Below are 16,692 nucleotides of genomic sequence, written 5' to 3'. Positions count from 1 at the left end.
ACCGGTATCGCCGGGGTCGTGGTGGACCGTATAACCGCGGGTCAGAGCCAATCTACTTGAGCCGGGTGATGCCGTAGCGGTGCTTCAGGTCGGCGATCAGGTGCGGGCAGGCGGCGAGCGTCGCGGCCCGGTTTCCGCCCCCGTCGTGCAGCAGCACGATGGAGCCGGGACGTGCTGCGTTGTGGACCCGCTTGGCGATCGTGGCGGCGGTCGGCTTGTCCCAGTCCTGCGGGTCGACGGCCCAGTGCAGGGGGCGCATGCCGAGCTCCTTGGCCACGCCGAGGACCTCTGGCGTCCACCGGCCGCCGGGTTGCCGGTAGAAGAGCACCGGAGTGCCCGGGGCGGCTGTCTGGATGGCCTTGTTGGTCCGGGCCAGGTCGGCCTTGATGTCGGCGACCGGTCGGCGGGCGAGGTCGAGGTCGTGCCGCCAACTGTGGTTGCACAGTTGGTGGCCCTCCCGGACGATCCGGCGGATCAGCTCCGGGTGCCGTTGGGCTTCGCGGCCCACGACGCAGAAGGTGGCCGTGACGTGGGCCGCCTTCAGTTGGTCGAGCACCTTGGGCGTCCAGGCGGGGCTGGGCCCGTCGTCGAAGGTCAGCGCCACGGGCCGTACGCCGGTGTTGCGCCGGAGCCCGGCCGGGAGCTTCGCCGGCAGCGGTCGCAGCGGCGGTTTCGGGGGCTTGGTGCGGGTGGCGCTCGGCGAGGGGGTGGGCTTCGGCGTGGGGCCGGTGGTCGACTCGACGGGCTGCGGCGGCCCGGCGACGTGGATGGCAGTGTCTGGCTGGGCGCAACCGGACAAGACCAGCACCACGGCGAGGACGGACGCCAGGGCGGCGCGGGCTTGCATCTGTTCGCTCCCGGAGGGTCGGGGTGGGCGGACCACCCCGACGGTAGTGGAAGCGGCCGGGGAGCCGACAGGTCGGTCAGGCCTCTCGCGACTGGTCCAGCGAGTCGCGGACCGCCACCGCCAGTGAGACCGCCTCGGCCAGGTCGACCGGCCGGACCACTCCGGCGGGCAGCCCGTCGGCCCGCCAGCCCGGGCCGGCGGCGAGGATCAGCAGCGGGCGACGGGGTGCGGCGAGCAGCGCGCTGAGCTGGGCCGGGTCGGCGGTGGCCCGGGTGTGTGACCAGAGGACCACGGCGGCCGGTCCGGTCCGGTTGACCGCCTCGACGAGGGCGGCCACCGGCACCCGGGCGCCCAGCATCCGGTAGCCCACCCCGGCCTCGGCGAGCGCGGCGGCCAGTGCTTCCAGGGGCAGGGTGTGCTGCTCCTCGTCGGCGCAGGAGAGCAGGATCCGGGCGGCCCCGGCGGGCGGGTTGGCCCGGCTGGCCGCGGCGAACGCCTCCGACACGCATCGGGAGACCAGGTGCTCCACCTCGATGAGGCCGGAGGTGGCGACATGCCGGTCACCGATGCCGGCGAGGACCGGCCGCAGCAGGGTCTCCCAGGTGGCGACGACCCCGCTGGCGGCGATCGTGTGCGCGATCGTCTCGTTGATCGCCGCCGCGTCCAGGCGCATGGCAGCGCGGGCCAGGCCCCGGGCCGCCGGTCCGGCGCGGCCCACCCCGATGGCGCCGCCGCCGTCGCGGCTCGCCGGACGGATCCGACCCCGGGGGACGGTGTCCAGGTGCGTGCGGTCCGGTGCCTGCCGGGCCCATCGGGCCGCCTCGGCCGGGCTGACGCCCTCGGCGGTCAGCCGCCGCATGGTTTCGAGGCGGGCCAGGTCGGCCGGTGTGTACCGGCGGTGATGGCCGGGCACGTGCTCGCTGGGCCCGAGCCCGTAGCGCTGGTGCCAGGTGCGCAGCGTGGTGACCGCGACCCCCAGCCGGCGCGCGACGGCGCCCGCGCTCAACGCCTCATCGGCCACCCGACCGCTCCACCGCGTCGTCCGCCGGCGATCCGGGCGGGGTCCTGGTGGTGGAGCCGGGGGTGTCCGACGACGACCCCGCGGGGCGCAACAGACGGTTCACCACCCCGCCCAGCCAGGGCGCGTACGAACGAGGGTCCCGGTCGAGGTCGGCTTCCAGGGCGGCCGGGTCGGCCCAGCGCAGCTCGGCCACCTCGTCCGGGTCGGGGCTCAGTGGCGCGACGGGCCGGAACTCGCCGCGCAGCACGTGGTCGTACTCGAACTCGACCCGACCGGTGGTGGGGTCCTCGGCGTAGTAGACGTAGACGCCCACCTGGGTCAGCTCGACCGGACCGGTGCCCAGCTCCTCGCGCAGCCGCCGGTTGGCGGCCTCGGTGAGCGACTCGCCCGGCCGGGGGTGGCCGCAGCAGGAGTTCGCCCACCGCAGCGGAAAGCGGGTCTTGACCGCGGCCCGTCGTTGCAACAGCACCTGGCCGTCCGGGTCGACGAGCATCACCGAGAACGCCCGGTGCAGTTGCCCCGGCGGTTGGTGTGCGGCGGCGACGGTGGTGTCGCCGTGGGCTCGCCCGGCGTCGTCGACCAGCTCGACGAGATGGTCCTCGCGGCTGCTCATCGTCCCTCCCCTGTGATCCGGCCGGCGGCCAGCTTGCCAGAGATCAAGACCATCGGTACGCCCACGCCGGGTTGGGTGCCGGAGCCGACGAAGACGACGTTCGACAGGTGTCGGTGCAGGTTCGACGGGCGGAACGGCCCGGTCTGGAAGAGGGTGTGCGCGGCGGCGAACGGTGTGCCGGCGGCCATGCCCTGTTCGGCCCACTCGGCGGGGGTGATCGCCCGCAGCACCTCGACGCCGTCGCCGAACCCGACGTAGCCGCGCTCCTCCAGCGTCGCGATGAGCTGGTCGCCGTACCGCTGGGTCAGGTCGCCACGCCACTCGAAGGGCGCCCGGTCGAGGTTCGGCACGGGCGCGAGCACGTAGTAGGTGTGCCGATCCGCTGGTGCCACCGACGGGTCGGTCCGGCTGGGATTGGTGACGAGCAGCGACGGATCGGTCATCAGCTCACCCCTGCGGATGACCTCATCGAAGGTGCCCTTCCACGCGCGTCCGAAGTGGATGTTGTGGTGGGCGATCTTCGCATAGCCCTGCCGCGAGCCGACGTGCAGGACGACGCAGGACGGCGAGTAGGTGAGGCGTCGGGCGGGCGCGGCGGGCAGCAGGTCCCGGTAGGCGACCGGCAGGTCCGGGTTGAGTACCACCACGTCCGCCGGCACCAGCTCGCCGTCGGCGGTCAGCACGCCGGTGGCCCGCCCGTTCGCGGTCTCCACCCGGGTCACCGTGGTGTCGTACCGGATCTGTACGCCGTGCTTCTCGGCGGCGCCGGCCATCGCGCGGGAGACCGCGTGGATGCCGCCCCGGGGGAAGTAGACCCCGGCCACCGAGTCGAGGTACGCGATGACCGCGTAGATGGCCAGCGCGTCGTGCGGGGCGAGCCCGGCGTACATCGCCTGGAAGGAGAAGATCCGCTGGGTACGCGGGTCCCGGAAGAACTGGTTGATCTTGGTCTGGAGGCGGCGGAAGGCCCCACCGGTGAGCAGCTTGAGCAGGTTGCCGGTGAGTAGGTCGGTCGGCGCGTCCAGGTTGCGCTCGATGAAGTCGGCCCGTTCCAGCCGCCACAGCTCGCGCGAGTAGTCGACGAAGCGCAGGTAGCCGTCGGCCTCCCGGGGACCGCAGACCCGGGAGATCTCGGCCGCCATCCGGGTGGTGTCGGTGCGTACGTCGAGGGTCGACCCGTCCGGGTAGTACGCCCGGTACGCCGGGTCCAGCGGGGTCAGGTCGAGCCAGTCGCGCAGCTCCTCGCCGACGGCCCCGAGCGCCTCGGCGATGAGGTCGGGCATGGTGAGCACGGTCGGGCCGGTGTCGAACTCGTAGCCGTCAACCGCGAGCCGGCCGGCCCGTCCGCCGGGGACCGACTCGCGCTCCAGCACCGTCACCTGCCGGCCGCTGCCGGCGAGGTGCAGCGCGCAGGCGAGCCCACCCAGCCCGGCACCCACGACCACCACCCGGTCCGTCCGTCCCGTCACCGTCCGCACGTGACCACCTCCTCGAGATCCTCGATCATCAGGCCCGCCGACCGGTGGCAGCGGTGGCCAACCCGGTCAGCGCGGTACGCGCCGTCCGGTCCACGGGCGCGCTGTCGAGCGCGGCCAGGGCATCGCCGACCCGCTCGGCGATCATCCGCTCCACCCGGGCCACCGCGCCGGTCGCGGCGACCACGTCGGCGAGCCGTTCGACGGGTTCGCCGTCGGCCTGCTCCAGCGCCCGGAGCTGGCTCGGCGTGGCCAGCTGGCGGGCCAGCATGAGCAGCGTGGTGGGCTTGCCGACGCGCAGGTCGTCGCCGGCCGGCTTACCGGTCGACTCCGGATCGCCGTAGACGCCGAGCAGGTCGTCGCGGAGCTGGAACGCCTCGCCGACGGCCAGCCCGTAGCGGGTGTACGCGGTGATCAGCGCGTCGTCGGCCGTCACCGTGGCCAGGCGGGCGCCGAACAGCAGCGGTCGCTGCACCGTGTAGCTGGCGGTCTTGTAGCGGGCCACGCGCAGCGCCCGGTCGACCGACCAGCTGTCCGGGTCGTTCTCGCCGAGCACGTCCAGGTATTGCCCCGCGACCGTCTCGACCCGCATCTGGTCGTAGCAGCGGCGGACCTCGAACAGCCTCGCCGGGGTGATGGTGGCGCGGGCGAGCAGCTTGTCGGCCCAGACCATGCAGAGGTCGCCGATCAGCACGGCGGCGGCCTCGCCGAACCGGTCCGGGTCGCCCCGGTGACCGGCGGCGACGTGCTGGGCGGCGAGCGCGACGTGCGCGGTGGGCCGGCCGCGACGGGTGGTGGAGGCGTCCATCACGTCGTCGTGGACGAGCGCGAAGGTGTGCAGCAGTTCGAGCGCGGCCAGCGCGGGCAGGACTGCGGGGAGCGGTTCGTCGCCACCGACGGCCCCGCGCCAGCCCCAGTAGCCGAACGTGGACCGGATCCGCTTTCCCCCGGACAGCACGGCCGCGCGGGCGGCGGACGCGAATCCGCCCATGGCTGCGTCGATCTCGGTGAGTGCGTCGACCTCGGCGGTGAGGAAGGTGGAGAGGGTCTCGTCGACCGCAGTGATCAGGTCCTGGGTGTAAGCGGCCAGGACAGCGCGGACCGGGTCGTCCCGCTCGCCTGGCTCCGTCGGCGCCACACGTATCGCGTTGCCCGCAACTGCGTCGTTGGCCATGTGGGCGAGCGTACCCTAGGGTACGAGTTGCGTCGATTGGTGCGTCGATATCTGAGGAGGGCCGGTGGAAACGGATCTCACCGCTGCCTATGACCGGTGCCGTGAGCTGCACAAACGCCATGGCCGCACCTACTATCTCGCCACCCGGCTGCTCCCCGCGTGGAAACGACGACATGTGCACGCTCTCTACGGATTCACGCGGTACGCCGACGAGATCGTCGACAGCACCGAGGCCCTCCCACCTGCCGAGCGGGCCGCGCTGCTCGACGACTGGGCCAGCAGGTTCGTGGCCGGCCTGCATGGCGCGTCGGTTGACGACCCGCTGCTGCCGGCCGTGCTGCACACGATCGCCATCTTCGATCTGGACCGGGACGACTTCGCGTCGTTTCTCAAGAGCATGGCGATGGACCTGACGGTCACCTCGTACCCGACGTACGACCACCTGCTCGACTACATGGAGGGTTCGGCGGCGGTGATCGGCACGATGATGTTGCCGATCCTGGGCAGCTCCGACCCGGCGGCGGCCCGCGAGCCGGCCCGGCAGCTCGGCTTCGCCTTCCAGCTCACCAACTTCATCCGGGACGTCGCCGAGGACCTCGACCGGGGCCGCACCTACCTCCCCGACGAGGACCTGGCGAAGTTCGGCGTCACCCGCGAGGAGCTGATCGAGGCCCGCGACCGGGGGCAGGGCACGCCCCGCACCCGCGAATTGATCGAGTACGAGGTGACCCGGGCCCAGGCGCACTACGCCGCCGCCGCGCCGGGCATCACCATGCTCGCTCCCGCCTCGCAGGCGTGCATGCGCACGGCGTACGCGCTCTACGGCGGCATCCTCGACGAGGTGGCCGAGCAGGACTACGACGTCTTCTCCCGTCGCGCCCTGGTGCCGCAGCGGCGACGGATGGCGGTGGCCGCGCGTGCTCTGCTGACGTCGACGGGTACCCCGGTCACGATCCCGGGCCCGACGGTCCAGCCGGCGGCCCGGTGAGCGGGGGCACCGCGGTCGTGCTCTTCACCCGCGACCTGCGGGTGCACGACCACCCGGCGCTGGCGACGACCTGTGCGGCGTTCGACCGGGTGGTGCCGTTGTACGTGCTCGACCCGGCCCTGGCCGGGCTGTCGGCCAACCGCACCCGGTTTCTGCACCAGGCGCTCGCCGATCTGCGCGAGGCGCTGCGCGAGCGCGGCGGCGACCTGGTGGTGCGGCGCGGCGACCCGGTGGCCGAGACGATCCGGCTGGCCGGCAAGGTCGGTGCCACCGCCGTGGCGCTGTCCGCCGATGTCAGCCACTACGCCCGCCGGCGGGAGCGCCGACTGCGGGCCGAGTGCGAGCGGCACCGGCTGCACCTGCGGCTCTTTCCGGGGCTGACGGTCGTCGAGCCGGGTGCGCTGCGCCCCGGCGGTGGAGGCGACCACTACCGCGTGTTCAGCCCCTACCACCGGGCGTGGGCCGCCGCGCGGTGGCGCGAGGAGTTGGCGGCGCCCCGCCGGATCGTGCTGCCCGACGGGGTGAGCGTGGGCCGGTTGCCGGCGCTGCCGGCGGGGGAGTCACCGGACGCGGCCGTCGGCGGCGAAGGCGTCGCCCGGCAGCGGCTCACCGACTGGCTGCCCGAGCTGGGCCGGTACGACGACCAGCACGACGACATGGCCGGCGACGACACCTCCCGCCTCAGCCCGTACCTGCGCTTCGGTTGCGTGTCGCCGCTGTCGGTGGCCAACCGCGCTGGCGACCGGTCCGGTCCGTTCGTGCGGCAGATCTGCTGGCGCGACTTCTACTACCAGGTCACCGCCGCGTTCCCGCAGATCTCGACGGCCGCCTACCGGCGGGGCGCCACCGAGGAGTGGCGCTACGACGACGATGCCCTCACGGCCTGGACCGAGGGCCGGACGGGCATGCCGATCGTGGACGCCGGGATGCGGCAGATGCGGGCACAGGGTTGGCAGCACAACCGGGCCCGGCTGATCACCGCCGGTTACCTGACCAAGCACCTGGGGCAGGACTGGCGGGCCGGCGTGCAGGTCTTCTTCCGCTGGCTCCTCGACGGCGACGTGGCCAACAACTCCGGCAACTGGCAGTGGGTCGCCGGCACCGGTAACGACACCAAGCCGTACCGGGGGTTCAACCCGGTCCGGCAGGCCGAGCGGTACGACCCGGACGGCGACTACGTACGCCGTTGGGTTCCGGAGTTGGCGAAGGTGTCGGGCAAGGCCATCCACCAGCCGTGGAAGCTGCCCGACGACCTCCGCCGCACGTTGGACTATCCGCCGCCGCTCACCGTGCCCGGCACCGATCCGGTCTGGCTGCGCTGATCAGAGGCAGGAGTGCAGTGCCTCGGCCAGCTGGTCGACCCGGTCGTGTTCGGCGAGCTGTGCCGTGACGTACGCGAGCGTGTAGCCACGCACCGGGTCGGCCCAGGCGCTGCTGCCCCCGAGCCCGCCCATGCCCCAACTGAGGTCGGGCTCCCACTGCATGCCCAGCGTCCACCGGACCCGGCGGTCCAGCACCAGGTCCGGGCCGTCGTACTGGACCCGGGTCGCCTCGTCGACAAGGGCGGGGCTGAACAGCCGTACGCCGTCCAGGACGCCGCCGGCCAGCAGGCCCGCGTAGAGCCGGCCCAGGCCCACGGAGGTGGCGTGCAGGTTGACCGCCGGCATCTCGGCCCTCCGCCACAGCGGGCTGTTCAGCACGGCGAGGTCCAGCCCACCGGCCGGGTTGCCCATCGCCCTCGCCCGGAGGGTCTCCGGCTCGCCGAGCTTGCGGGTCGGCCACTCCGGGTCGCCGTAGCGCAGGTCCGCGCAGCGCCGTTGGTCCGTCTCGACCAGCCCGAACCCGAGGTCGAGCTGCCAGGGGCCGGCGATCTCGTCGGCGAGGAAACGGCCCACGCTCCGGCCGTCCACCCGGCGGACCAGCTCGCCCACCAGATGGCCGTACGTCCAGGCGTGCTCGCCGGCCAACGATCCGGGCGGCCATTCAGGGTCGGCGGCGGCCAGGTCGCCGGCGAGCAGCGCCCAGTCCGCGATCGCGCTGGCCGGTCGGGGCACCGGGAACGCCGGCAGCCCGGCGGTGTGCGACAACACGTGCCGCACGGTGGCCGGGGTACGGAACTCCGGCCAGTACCGCTGCACGGGCGAGTCCAGGTCGACCCGGCCCCGGTCGACGAGCAGCAGCAGACACAGCGCGGCCACCGGCTTGCCGACCGAGTAGACGTTGACCAGCGTGTCCGGCCGCCATGGTTGGCCGGACGGCCCGTCGCCGGCGCGGAAGCCGCCCACCAGGTCGACCACCGGCTGGCCGTCGTACCAGATGGTGAGGCTGGCACCGGTCTCCCGACCGGCGGTCAGCAGGTCGTGGAAACAGTCCCGGACGGGGGCGAAGCGTGCGTGCATCGGATCACCGTAGGCGCTCCGGCGCGGTGCGCCCGCCGACTTTCCGGACCCCGGTGGTCGGGATGGTACCGCTGGGGGATGCTGTTGGGGTGGCGGAGCCGGAGCTGGTGGACGTTGTCGTGGTGGGCCTGGGGGTCGGCGGCGAGGAGGTGGCCGAGCGACTCGCCGAGGCCGGCCTGAGCGTCGTCGGCATCGAGCGGGACCTCGTCGGCGGCGAGTGCCCGTACTGGGGCTGCATCCCGAGCAAGATGATGATCAGGGCCGCGAACGCGCTGGCCGAGGCGCGTCGGGTCGACGGGCTGGCGGGCACCGCGCAGGTCCGGCCGGACTGGGCGCCGGTGGCGAAGCGGATCCGCGAGGAGGCCACCGACACCTGGGACGACAAGGTCGCGGTCGACCGGTTCACCGGCAAGGGTGGCCGGTTCGTCCGGGGCAGTGGCCGGCTCGACGGCCCGGGGCGCGTCCGGGTCGGCGACCAGGTGTTCCAGGCCCGGCACGGCATCGTCCTGGGCACCGGTACCCGGCCCTCGGTGCCGCCGATCGACGGCCTGGCCGGCACGCCGTACTGGACCAACCACCAGGCCATCGAGGTCGAGGAGCTGCCGGAGTCGCTGCTGATGCTCGGTGGCGGCGCCATCGGGCTGGAACTGGCCCAGGTCTTCGCGCGCTTCGGCGTCCGCGTCACCGTGGTGGAGGCGTTGGACCGGGTGCTGGCCGTGGAGGAGCCGGAGGCCTCCGACGTGGCCGCCGCCGCGCTGCGCGCCGACGGCGTCGAGATCCACACCGGGGTACGCGCCGAACGGGTCGAACACGACGGTGACCGTTTCACGCTGCACGGCGGTGGTGGGGCGCAGTTCACCGCGGAGCGACTGCTCGTGGTCACCGGGCGTCGGGCGCACCTGGAGGAGTTGGGGCTGGACACCGTCGGCGTCGACGCCAAGCAGCGTTACCTGCCGGTGGACGACCGGATGCACGTCACCGAGGGCATCTGGGGGGTGGGTGACCTGACCGGCGAGGGGGCGTTCACGCACATCGCCATGTACCAGGCGGCCATCGTGGTGTCCGACATCCTCGCCCACTACCGGCAGGCGACGGCCGGCCCGGACGCCAGCGGCACCGCCAGCGTCGTCGGCGGCGCGATGGGCTCCTCCAGTTCGCTGGCCGCCAGCGGATCGAGCGGCTCGGCCGGCACCGTCCCGCGCGCCGACTACCGCGCGCTGCCCCGGGTGACCTTCACCGATCCCGAGGTCGGCGCGGTGGGGCTGACCGAGCGGCAGGCCCGCGAACGCGGCATCAACGTGCAGGTCGGGTTCACCAAGCTCAGCAGCTCGACCCGGGGCTGGATCCACCGGGTCGGCGACGAGGGCTTCATCAAGCTCATCGCGGACGCCGACCAGGGCGTGCTGATCGGTGCGACGTCGGTCGGCCCGGCCGGTGGCGAGGTGCTGTCGGCGCTCGTGGTGGCGGTGCACGCGGCCGTGCCGCTGAGCCAACTGCGGCACATGATCTACGCGTACCCCACGTTCCACCGTGCCATCGAGGACGCGCTGCGCGACCTGTCCTGACGACGACGACGACGACCGAAGTTGAGCGGATGAATCGTGGCAACCTGCGACAGTTGCACCGCAAAATCTGACCGTTTCACGGTTCATTTCTTTCATTTCTGTGACGTACGATTGCGGCCGTGACCAAGCGGTTGACTGAAGTTGCCAAGAAGGCAGGCGTCAGCGAGGCCACCGTCAGCCGGGTGCTCAACGGCCGGGACGGTGTCTCCGAGGCGACCCGGACGGCGGTGCTGACCGCGCTCGACGTGCTCGGCTACGAGCGGCCGACCAAGCTGCGCGGTGAGCGTGCCCGGCTGGTCGGGCTGGTGCTGCCCGAGTTGCAGAACCCGATCTTCCCGGCGCTCGCCGAGGTGGTGACCGGGACGCTCGCCCAGCGCGGCTACACGCCGGCCCTGTGCGCCCGCACCATCGGCGGCGTGTCCGAGATGGACTACGTCGAGATGCTCCTCGATCACCAGGTGTCCGGCGTGATCTTCGCCGGCGGCTCGTACGCGCTCGCCGACGCCCGGCACGACCACTACCGACGGCTGACCGACCGGGGCCTCCCGGTGGTGCTGGTCAACGCCGGTGTCGACGAGTTGGGCTTTCCCCGGGTCTCGACCGACGACGCGGTGGCGGTGGAGCAGGCGTACGGGCATCTGCGCTCGCTGGGCCACGAGCGGATCGGGATGGTGCTCGGCCCGGAGGGGCACGTGCCGTCGCGCCGCAAGCTGGACGCGATGGTGCGGGTTGCTGGCTGGGGCGAGGACGACGCTGAGTGCGTCCAGCGGTCCAGCTTCTCCATGGAGGGCGCACGGGTTGCCGCGACGAAGCTGGTCGAGCGGGGCGTGACCGGCATCATCTGCGCCAGCGACGTCCTGGCTCTGGGCACGATCCGGGCCGCCCGGCGCCTGGGTCGTGCGGTGCCGACGGACATCTCGGTGGTCGGCTTCGACGACTCCGCGTTCATGACCTGCACCGATCCGCCGTTGACCACTGTCCGGCAGCCGATCGAGACGATGGGGCAGGCGGCGGTGGATCTGCTGGTGACCCAGATCGAGGGTGTCGGCGTCCTCCAGGACGAGCTGCTGTTCGAGCCGGAGCTGGTGGTCCGCGGCTCGACCGCGCCCGCACCCGGTCGGTGATCGCGCTCCTGGCCTACTGAACGACCTTCTCGAAGGCCGTCGACCGCTCTCGCGGTCGGCGGCCTTTTTGGTGTCCAAGTAGCCGCATAACGGTCGCAATCCCGCATCCTGTCGCCGTCTGTCGCCCTGATGTCGAGTCCTTTCAAAACATCGTCGACACCTTGCTGAAATGAGTCGTGCTAGTTACAGTGACTCCACTCACACCTGGCTCCGGCGCAGCTACAGGGCGTCAGGTCGCATCACCGCAGATCAGCGCATCTCATGGAGACACCCGTTCCCGAAGGGATGGACAGATGTCCGTACCGCAATACCGAAGGGCTGCGACGCTGGCGCTCGTGGCCGGCCTGGGGTTCAGCCTCACGGCATGCTCCACGAAGAGTGACGACAAGGACTCGACCGCCGGCGGCAAGGTCACCATCACCGTGGACTGCCAGCCGGTCGGCGCCCAGAAAGAGCTGTTGAAGAACTGGAACGACGACGTCGCCGAGTTCCAGAAGCAGAACCCGGACATCGTCATCAAGAGCGTGAGCGTCGGCGAGCAGTGCAACAACCCGCCGGACTTCACCGCCCGCCTGGCCGGCGGCACCGTGACCGACGTGTTCTACGGGTACATGACGGATCTGGCGCAGGTGCTCGACTCCGGTCAGGCGATGGACATCTCCCAGTACGTCAACAAGGACACGATCTCCACCTGGGACAGCGTCGACCCGGCGCTCAAGGAGGTCTTCACCGACAACGGCAAGCTCTACGCCGTACCGGTGAAGAACTACTCGATGGGCCTGGTCTACAACAAGGTCCTGTTCCAGCAGGCCGGGTTGGACGTCAACAACCCGCCCAAGACGTGGGGCGAGGTCCGGGCCGCCGCCAAGAAGATCTCGGCGCTCGGCAACGGCATCGCCGGCTACTCGGAGTACAGCGCCGGCAACACCGGCGGCTGGCACTTCACCTCCCTGCTCTACTCGCAGGGCGGTCAGGTGCTGACGGCCGACGGCAAGAAGGCCGACTTCAACAACCCGATGGGCAGGCAGGTCCTGCAGAACATCAAGGACATGCGGTACGGCGACAACAGCATGGGCTCCCGTCAGCTGCTCCAGTGGGGTGACCTGCTCACCAACGCCGGCGCGGGCAAGGTCGGCATGTTCATCGGCGCGCCGGACGCCACCCAGGCGATCGTCAGCCAGTTCCAGGGCAAGTTCCAGGACTGGGCGATGAGCCCGCTGCCCGGCCAGGACGGCCCGGCGAAGGGCACGCTCGGCGGCGGCGAGGGCTACTTCTTCAAGAAGGACCTCTCTCCCGAGCAGGTCAAGGCCGGTCTGAAGTGGGTCGCGTACCAGAAGTTGACCCCGGGCAAGGGCCAGTTCGACTACGTGCGGGCCAAGCCGCAGAACTACCCGGTGGGTCTGCCGCAGCCGCTGCTGTTCGCCAACGGCAGTGAGGTGCAGAAGCAGGAACTCGACCTGCGCAAGGCCAATGCCAACGTCGACACCACGAACTTCGCCCTTTTCGAGGCGACCCCGGTGCCGATCAAGGGCGAGCCGCGTAACGCCCAGGCGATCTACGCGGTGCTCGACGCCGCGATGTCCGGGGTGCTGACGAACCCGAACGCGAACATCGACGCGCTGCTCAAGACGGCCGAAGAAAAGGTCAACCAGCTCCTCGCCGCAGAGAGCTGATCCGCTGGTGTGGGGGCCGTCGCACCGGCCCCCACACCCCGGCGCCGCACCGTCCGCCTCACCGATCTCCGCAGGAGTGTGCCGTGGCGATCACCGCCGCCCCCCAGGCCCCCGGGAAACCGGGCCGCCCGATGCCGTCGTACGCGGCAGGGCCGAAGCAGCGTACGAGCCTCGGCCGCAAGGTACGGGACAACCTCACCGGGCACGCCTTCCTGATCGGCGCCGTGCTCTGCTTCCTGGTCTTCTCCTGGTACCCGATGGTCCGTGGCGTCGTCATGAGCTTCCAGCGGACCCGGCGCGGCGAGACGACCTGGGTGGGCTGGGACAACTACACCCGTCTCCTCGCCGACCCCAGCTTCTGGCCGGCGTGGAAGAACACCTTCTACTTCACGCTGCTCGCGCTCGTGCTCGGGTACGCGGTGCCGTTCTTCGTGGCGATCCTGCTCAACGAGTTCCGGCACGCCAAGGGCTACCTGCGGATCCTGGTCTACCTGCCGGTGATGCTGCCGCCGGCCTCGGCCCTGTACCTCTTCAAGTTCTACGCGTACGACCCCAGCGATGCCGGGTTGTTCAACGCGATCCTCAAGGCGCTGCACCTGCCGACGTCGCAGTGGATGCAGTCGCCGGAGATGACGATGCCGGCCATGGTGATCGCGTCCACCTGGATGAACATGGGTGGCGCTGTCCTGATCTACCTGGCGTCGCTGCAGAACATCCCCGGCGAGCTGTACGAGGCCGCTGAGCTCGACGGCGCCGGGATCTTCAAGCGGATCCGCCACGTGACGATCCCGCAGACCCGGCTCATCCTCGCGCTCCTGGCGATGATCCAGATCGTCGCCACGATGCAGCTCTTCATCGAGCCACTGATCCTCGCCAACGGCGCGGGCGCGGAGGATTCCGCGACCACCGTGGCGTACCTCATCTACCAGCACGGGTTCTTCCAGAACGACCTCAACGGCGCGGCCGCACTCGGCGTGCTCATGCTCGTGGTGCTGGCCGGCTTCTCCGCCGTGTACGTGCGGCTGACTGCGAAACAGGACTAGGACGGCGCCCAATGGCACAGGACTCCGGAACCCGGACCCTCATCTCGCATGCCCAGATCAGCCGGGGGCGCGGGCGGGTCATCTACTGGACGCTGCTGGTCGTCGTCGTGACGGCGTTCACGCTCATCTTCCTCGGGCCGCTCTACTGGATGGTCACCGGCGCGCTCAAATCCGGCCAGGAGATCGCGCAGACCCCACCCACGCTGTTCCCGAAGGACCCGCAGCCGCAGAACTACATCGACGCCTGGAACAATCTGGAACTCGCCAAGCTGCTGTTCAACACGTTCTACTACGCGATCGGCGCGGTGCTGTTCCAGCTCGTGTTCGACGCGGCCGCCGCATACTCGTTGTCGAAACTGCGACCGATCTTCGGCAACGTGATTCTCGGGCTGATGCTCGGCACGCTGATGATCCCGGCAATGGTGCTCATCGTCCCCCAGTACGTGACCGTGATCGACCTGCCGATCCTGCACATCAACCTGCTCGACTCGCCGTTCGCCATCTGGCTGCCGCTGGTGGCGAACGCATTCAACATCTTTCTGCTGAAGCGATTCTTCGACTCGATTCCCGAGGAGTTGATGGCGGCGGCCCTGGTCGACGGGGCGACGTCGTTGCGGACGCTCTGGTCGATCATCCTGCCGATGTCCCGCCCGATCCTCGGCGTCGTCGCGATCCTGGCCATGACGGCGGTCTGGAAGGACTTCCTCTGGCCGAAGCTGGTCATGCCCTCACCGGAGACCCGGACGGTCAGTGTCGGCATCTACTCCTTCGCGGGCGGTACGCCCATGAACATCGTGATCGCCGCGTCGGTCATCGCCGCCATCCCGACCGTTATCGTCTTCCTGATCTTCCAGCGGAACATCATGTCTGGCCTGACCGCCGGCAGCATCAAGGGATAGACCTCACCGAAGACAGCGGAGCGAACAACGGCCGTTCGTCCGACACACAATCGCCACCGGCGTACCCGGCGACGTACTGACGCAGAAAGCAGGTGCTCGTGTCCACAGCAGACAGCAGTCCGTGGTGGCGTGGAGCCGTTATCTATCAGGTGTACCCACGCAGCTTCGCCGACGGCAACGGTGACGGCATCGGTGACATCGCAGGTATCCGCTCCCGCCTGAACCACCTGTCCGCGCTTGGCATCGACGCGATCTGGTTCAGTCCCTGGTATCCGTCGCCGATGGCCGACGCCGGGTACGACGTGTCCGACTACCGCGACATCGATCCGGTCTTCGGCACGCTCGCCGAGGTTGAGGCGCTGATCGCGGAGGCGCACGATCTGGGCATCCGGACGATCGTCGACGTGGTGCCCAACCACTGCTCCGACGCGCACCCGTGGTTCCAGGCCGCGCTGGCCGGCGGTCCGGGGGCGCCCGAGCGGGACCTGTTCTGGTTCCGTCCGGGGCGCGGCCCGAACGGCGACCAGCGGCCCACCGACTGGGTCGGCGAGTTCGGTGGCGAGACGTGGACCCGCACCACCAACCCGGACGGCACGCCCGGCGACTGGTACCTGCACCTCTTCGCCCCCCAGCAGCCGGACTTCAACTGGGACCACCCCCGGGTACGGGCCGAGTTCGAGGACATCCTGCGGTTCTGGTTCGACCGGGGCGTCGACGGTATCCGGATCGACTCCGCGGGTCTGCTCGTGAAGGACGGGACGCTGCCGGAGGTCGAGCCGGACCGGCCGCACCCGTTCCACGACCTCGACGGGGTGCACGACATCTACCGGGGCTGGCGGCGGGTCGCCGACTCGTACGCCGACCGCGCGCTGATCGGTGAGGTGTGGTTGCCGGACCGGCAGCGGTTCGCCAACTACCTGCGCCCCGACGAGCTGCACGCCGCGTTCAACTTCGACTTCCTCGGTTGCGCCTGGGACGCCTCCGCGCTGCGGGAGAGCATCGACGGCACGCTGAGCGCGCACGCGCCGGTCGGGGCGCCCGCCACCTGGGTGCTCTCCAACCACGACGTGACCCGGCACGTCACCCGCTACGGCCGGGCGGACACCACGTTCAGCTTCGCCGCGAAGCGCGAGGGGATCCCCACCGACCTGGAGCTGGGCACCCGGCGGGCGCGGGCCGCCGCGCTGCTGTCGCTGTCGCTGCCCGGCGCCGCCTACGTCTACCAGGGCGAGGAGCTGGGGCTCTGGGAGGTCGAGGACATCCCGTACGCGATGCGGCAGGACCCGATGTGGGAACGCTCCGGACGGGTCGACCCCGGGCGTGACGGCTGCCGGGTTCCGCTGCCCTGGGCCGGTGACGAGCCGCCGTTCGGGTTCAGCCCCGAAGGCTCGGCGGCGCCCTGGTTGCCCCAGCCGGCCGACTGGAAGGACCGGACGGCGCTGGCGCAGACCGGCGACGCGGCCTCGATGCTGGAGCTGTACCGGGACGCGATCCACGTCCGGCGCGCCGAGGCGGCGCTCGGCGACGGCGAGTTGACCTGGCTGCCCGCCCCCGACGGCGTGCTGGCCTTCAGCCGCGGCGGCGGCTTCCACTGCCTCGTCAACCTCACCGACGCGGCGGTGCCGATGCCCGCCGAGGGAGAGGTGCTGCTGGCCAGCGGCCCACTCGACGACGGGCTGCTGCCGTCGGACACCGCCGTCTGGCTCCGTACCCCCGACGAGGCCGACGGACCGCGCGCGGACGCCGCCGCCCTGACCTGACCCGACCCGACGTGGTGGGGGGGGGGGCGGCCCCCCGCCCCGCCCCCCCCCCCCCCCCCCCCCCCCCCCCCCACCGGGGAGGGGGGGGCGCCCCCCCCCCCCCCCACCGCG

Annotated in this window: 13 protein-coding genes and 2 pseudogenes; 9 read left to right on the top strand and 6 right to left on the bottom strand. The window is 71.2% G+C overall.

Going from position 1 to position 16,692, the window contains the following annotated elements:
• Positions 1-52 precede the first annotated feature (52 nt).
• The 5 genes from ACLQ25_RS09340 to ACLQ25_RS09320 all read right to left on the bottom strand — a co-directional run bounded on the left by ACLQ25_RS09340 (position 53) and on the right by ACLQ25_RS09320 (position 5,130).
• Entirely contained in the window at positions 53-847 is a 795-nt protein-coding gene (locus ACLQ25_RS09340; RefSeq protein WP_425730500.1) for a polysaccharide deacetylase family protein, read from the bottom strand.
• A 76-nt stretch (positions 848-923) separates the two neighbouring features.
• Entirely contained in the window at positions 924-1,868 is a 945-nt protein-coding gene (locus tag ACLQ25_RS09335) for a MerR family transcriptional regulator (RefSeq protein ID WP_425730499.1), read from the bottom strand.
• Positions 1,858-2,481 carry an isopentenyl-diphosphate Delta-isomerase gene (idi, locus tag ACLQ25_RS09330; protein WP_425730498.1) on the bottom strand — a complete coding sequence of 208 codons (624 nt, stop codon included), beginning with the start codon at positions 2,479-2,481 and terminating at the stop codon, positions 1,858-1,860. The genes ACLQ25_RS09335 and idi overlap by 11 nt, the downstream gene beginning before the upstream one ends.
• Positions 2,478-3,959 carry a phytoene desaturase family protein gene (gene crtI / locus ACLQ25_RS09325; protein WP_425730497.1) on the bottom strand — a complete coding sequence of 494 codons (1,482 nt, stop codon included), beginning with the start codon at positions 3,957-3,959 and terminating at the stop codon, positions 2,478-2,480. Before crtI ends, idi begins: the two co-directional genes overlap by 4 nt.
• Before the next feature lie 28 nt (positions 3,960-3,987).
• Entirely contained in the window at positions 3,988-5,130 is a 1,143-nt protein-coding gene (locus ACLQ25_RS09320) for a polyprenyl synthetase family protein (RefSeq protein ID WP_425730496.1), read from the bottom strand.
• A gap of 64 nt (positions 5,131-5,194) precedes the next feature.
• Between ACLQ25_RS09320 and ACLQ25_RS09315 the strand changes: the two genes are divergently transcribed.
• On the top strand, positions 5,195-6,118 hold the full coding sequence (locus ACLQ25_RS09315) for a phytoene/squalene synthase family protein (protein WP_425730495.1): 924 nt from the start codon (positions 5,195-5,197) through the stop codon (positions 6,116-6,118).
• On the top strand, positions 6,115-7,440 hold the full coding sequence (locus ACLQ25_RS09310) for a cryptochrome/photolyase family protein (RefSeq protein WP_425730494.1): 1,326 nt from the start codon (positions 6,115-6,117) through the stop codon (positions 7,438-7,440). Before ACLQ25_RS09315 ends, ACLQ25_RS09310 begins: the two co-directional genes overlap by 4 nt.
• Here ACLQ25_RS09310 and ACLQ25_RS09305 read toward each other — a convergent pair whose 3' ends face one another.
• Positions 7,441-8,517 (bottom strand): serine hydrolase domain-containing protein, encoded by a 1,077-nt coding sequence (locus tag ACLQ25_RS09305; RefSeq protein WP_425730493.1) that lies wholly within the window; start codon positions 8,515-8,517, stop codon positions 7,441-7,443.
• Positions 8,518-8,579: 62 nt separating this feature from the next.
• Here ACLQ25_RS09305 and ACLQ25_RS09300 point away from each other — a divergent pair.
• The 7 genes and pseudogenes from ACLQ25_RS09300 to ACLQ25_RS09270 all read left to right on the top strand — a co-directional run.
• Positions 8,580-9,591, top strand: a pseudogene (locus tag ACLQ25_RS09300) (dihydrolipoyl dehydrogenase family protein); the annotation flags it as partial.
• Positions 9,592-9,704: 113 nt separating this feature from the next.
• Positions 9,705-10,082 (top strand): annotated as a pseudogene (locus ACLQ25_RS09295) (NAD(P)/FAD-dependent oxidoreductase); the annotation flags it as partial.
• 119 nt (positions 10,083-10,201) lie between these two features.
• Positions 10,202-11,206, top strand: coding sequence for a LacI family DNA-binding transcriptional regulator (locus tag ACLQ25_RS09290; protein WP_425730492.1), 1,005 nt, complete (start codon positions 10,202-10,204; stop codon positions 11,204-11,206).
• Positions 11,207-11,499: 293 nt separating this feature from the next.
• On the top strand, positions 11,500-12,879 hold the full coding sequence (locus ACLQ25_RS09285) for an ABC transporter substrate-binding protein (protein ID WP_425730491.1): 1,380 nt from the start codon (positions 11,500-11,502) through the stop codon (positions 12,877-12,879).
• Between the two features lie 83 nt (positions 12,880-12,962).
• Positions 12,963-13,922 (top strand): carbohydrate ABC transporter permease, encoded by a 960-nt coding sequence (locus tag ACLQ25_RS09280; RefSeq protein ID WP_396800659.1) that lies wholly within the window; start codon positions 12,963-12,965, stop codon positions 13,920-13,922.
• 11 nt (positions 13,923-13,933) lie between these two features.
• Entirely contained in the window at positions 13,934-14,821 is an 888-nt protein-coding gene (locus ACLQ25_RS09275) for a carbohydrate ABC transporter permease (protein WP_425730490.1), read from the top strand.
• Positions 14,822-14,919: 98 nt separating this feature from the next.
• On the top strand, positions 14,920-16,581 hold the full coding sequence (locus tag ACLQ25_RS09270; protein ID WP_425730489.1) for a glycoside hydrolase family 13 protein: 1,662 nt from the start codon (positions 14,920-14,922) through the stop codon (positions 16,579-16,581).
• The last annotated feature ends 111 nt before the right edge of the window (positions 16,582-16,692 follow it).

Origin of the sequence: Micromonospora sp. DT44 (genome assembly GCF_049841635.1) — a bacterium.
In the GTDB taxonomy this organism is placed as follows: Bacteria; Actinomycetota; Actinomycetes; order Mycobacteriales; family Micromonosporaceae; genus Micromonospora.
Note: the sequence above shows the minus strand (reverse complement) of the source record. Positions and strands in the feature narration are given on the sequence as shown.

Bases quoted from the DNA above. Each gene is read 5' to 3' on its own strand.
- ACLQ25_RS09340 (WP_425730500.1), bottom strand. From the start codon at position 847: ATGCAAGCCCGCGCCGCCCTGGCGTCCGTCCTCGCCGTGGTGCTGGTC.
- idi (WP_425730498.1), bottom strand. From the start codon at position 2,481: ATGAGCAGCCGCGAGGACCATCTCGTCGAGCTGGTCGACGACGCCGGG.
- ACLQ25_RS09320 (WP_425730496.1), bottom strand. From the start codon at position 5,130: ATGGCCAACGACGCAGTTGCGGGCAACGCGATACGTGTGGCGCCGACG.
- ACLQ25_RS09305 (WP_425730493.1), bottom strand. From the start codon at position 8,517: ATGCACGCACGCTTCGCCCCCGTCCGGGACTGTTTCCACGACCTGCTG.
- ACLQ25_RS09285 (WP_425730491.1), top strand. From the start codon at position 11,500: ATGTCCGTACCGCAATACCGAAGGGCTGCGACGCTGGCGCTCGTGGCC.
- ACLQ25_RS09275 (WP_425730490.1), top strand. From the start codon at position 13,934: ATGGCACAGGACTCCGGAACCCGGACCCTCATCTCGCATGCCCAGATC.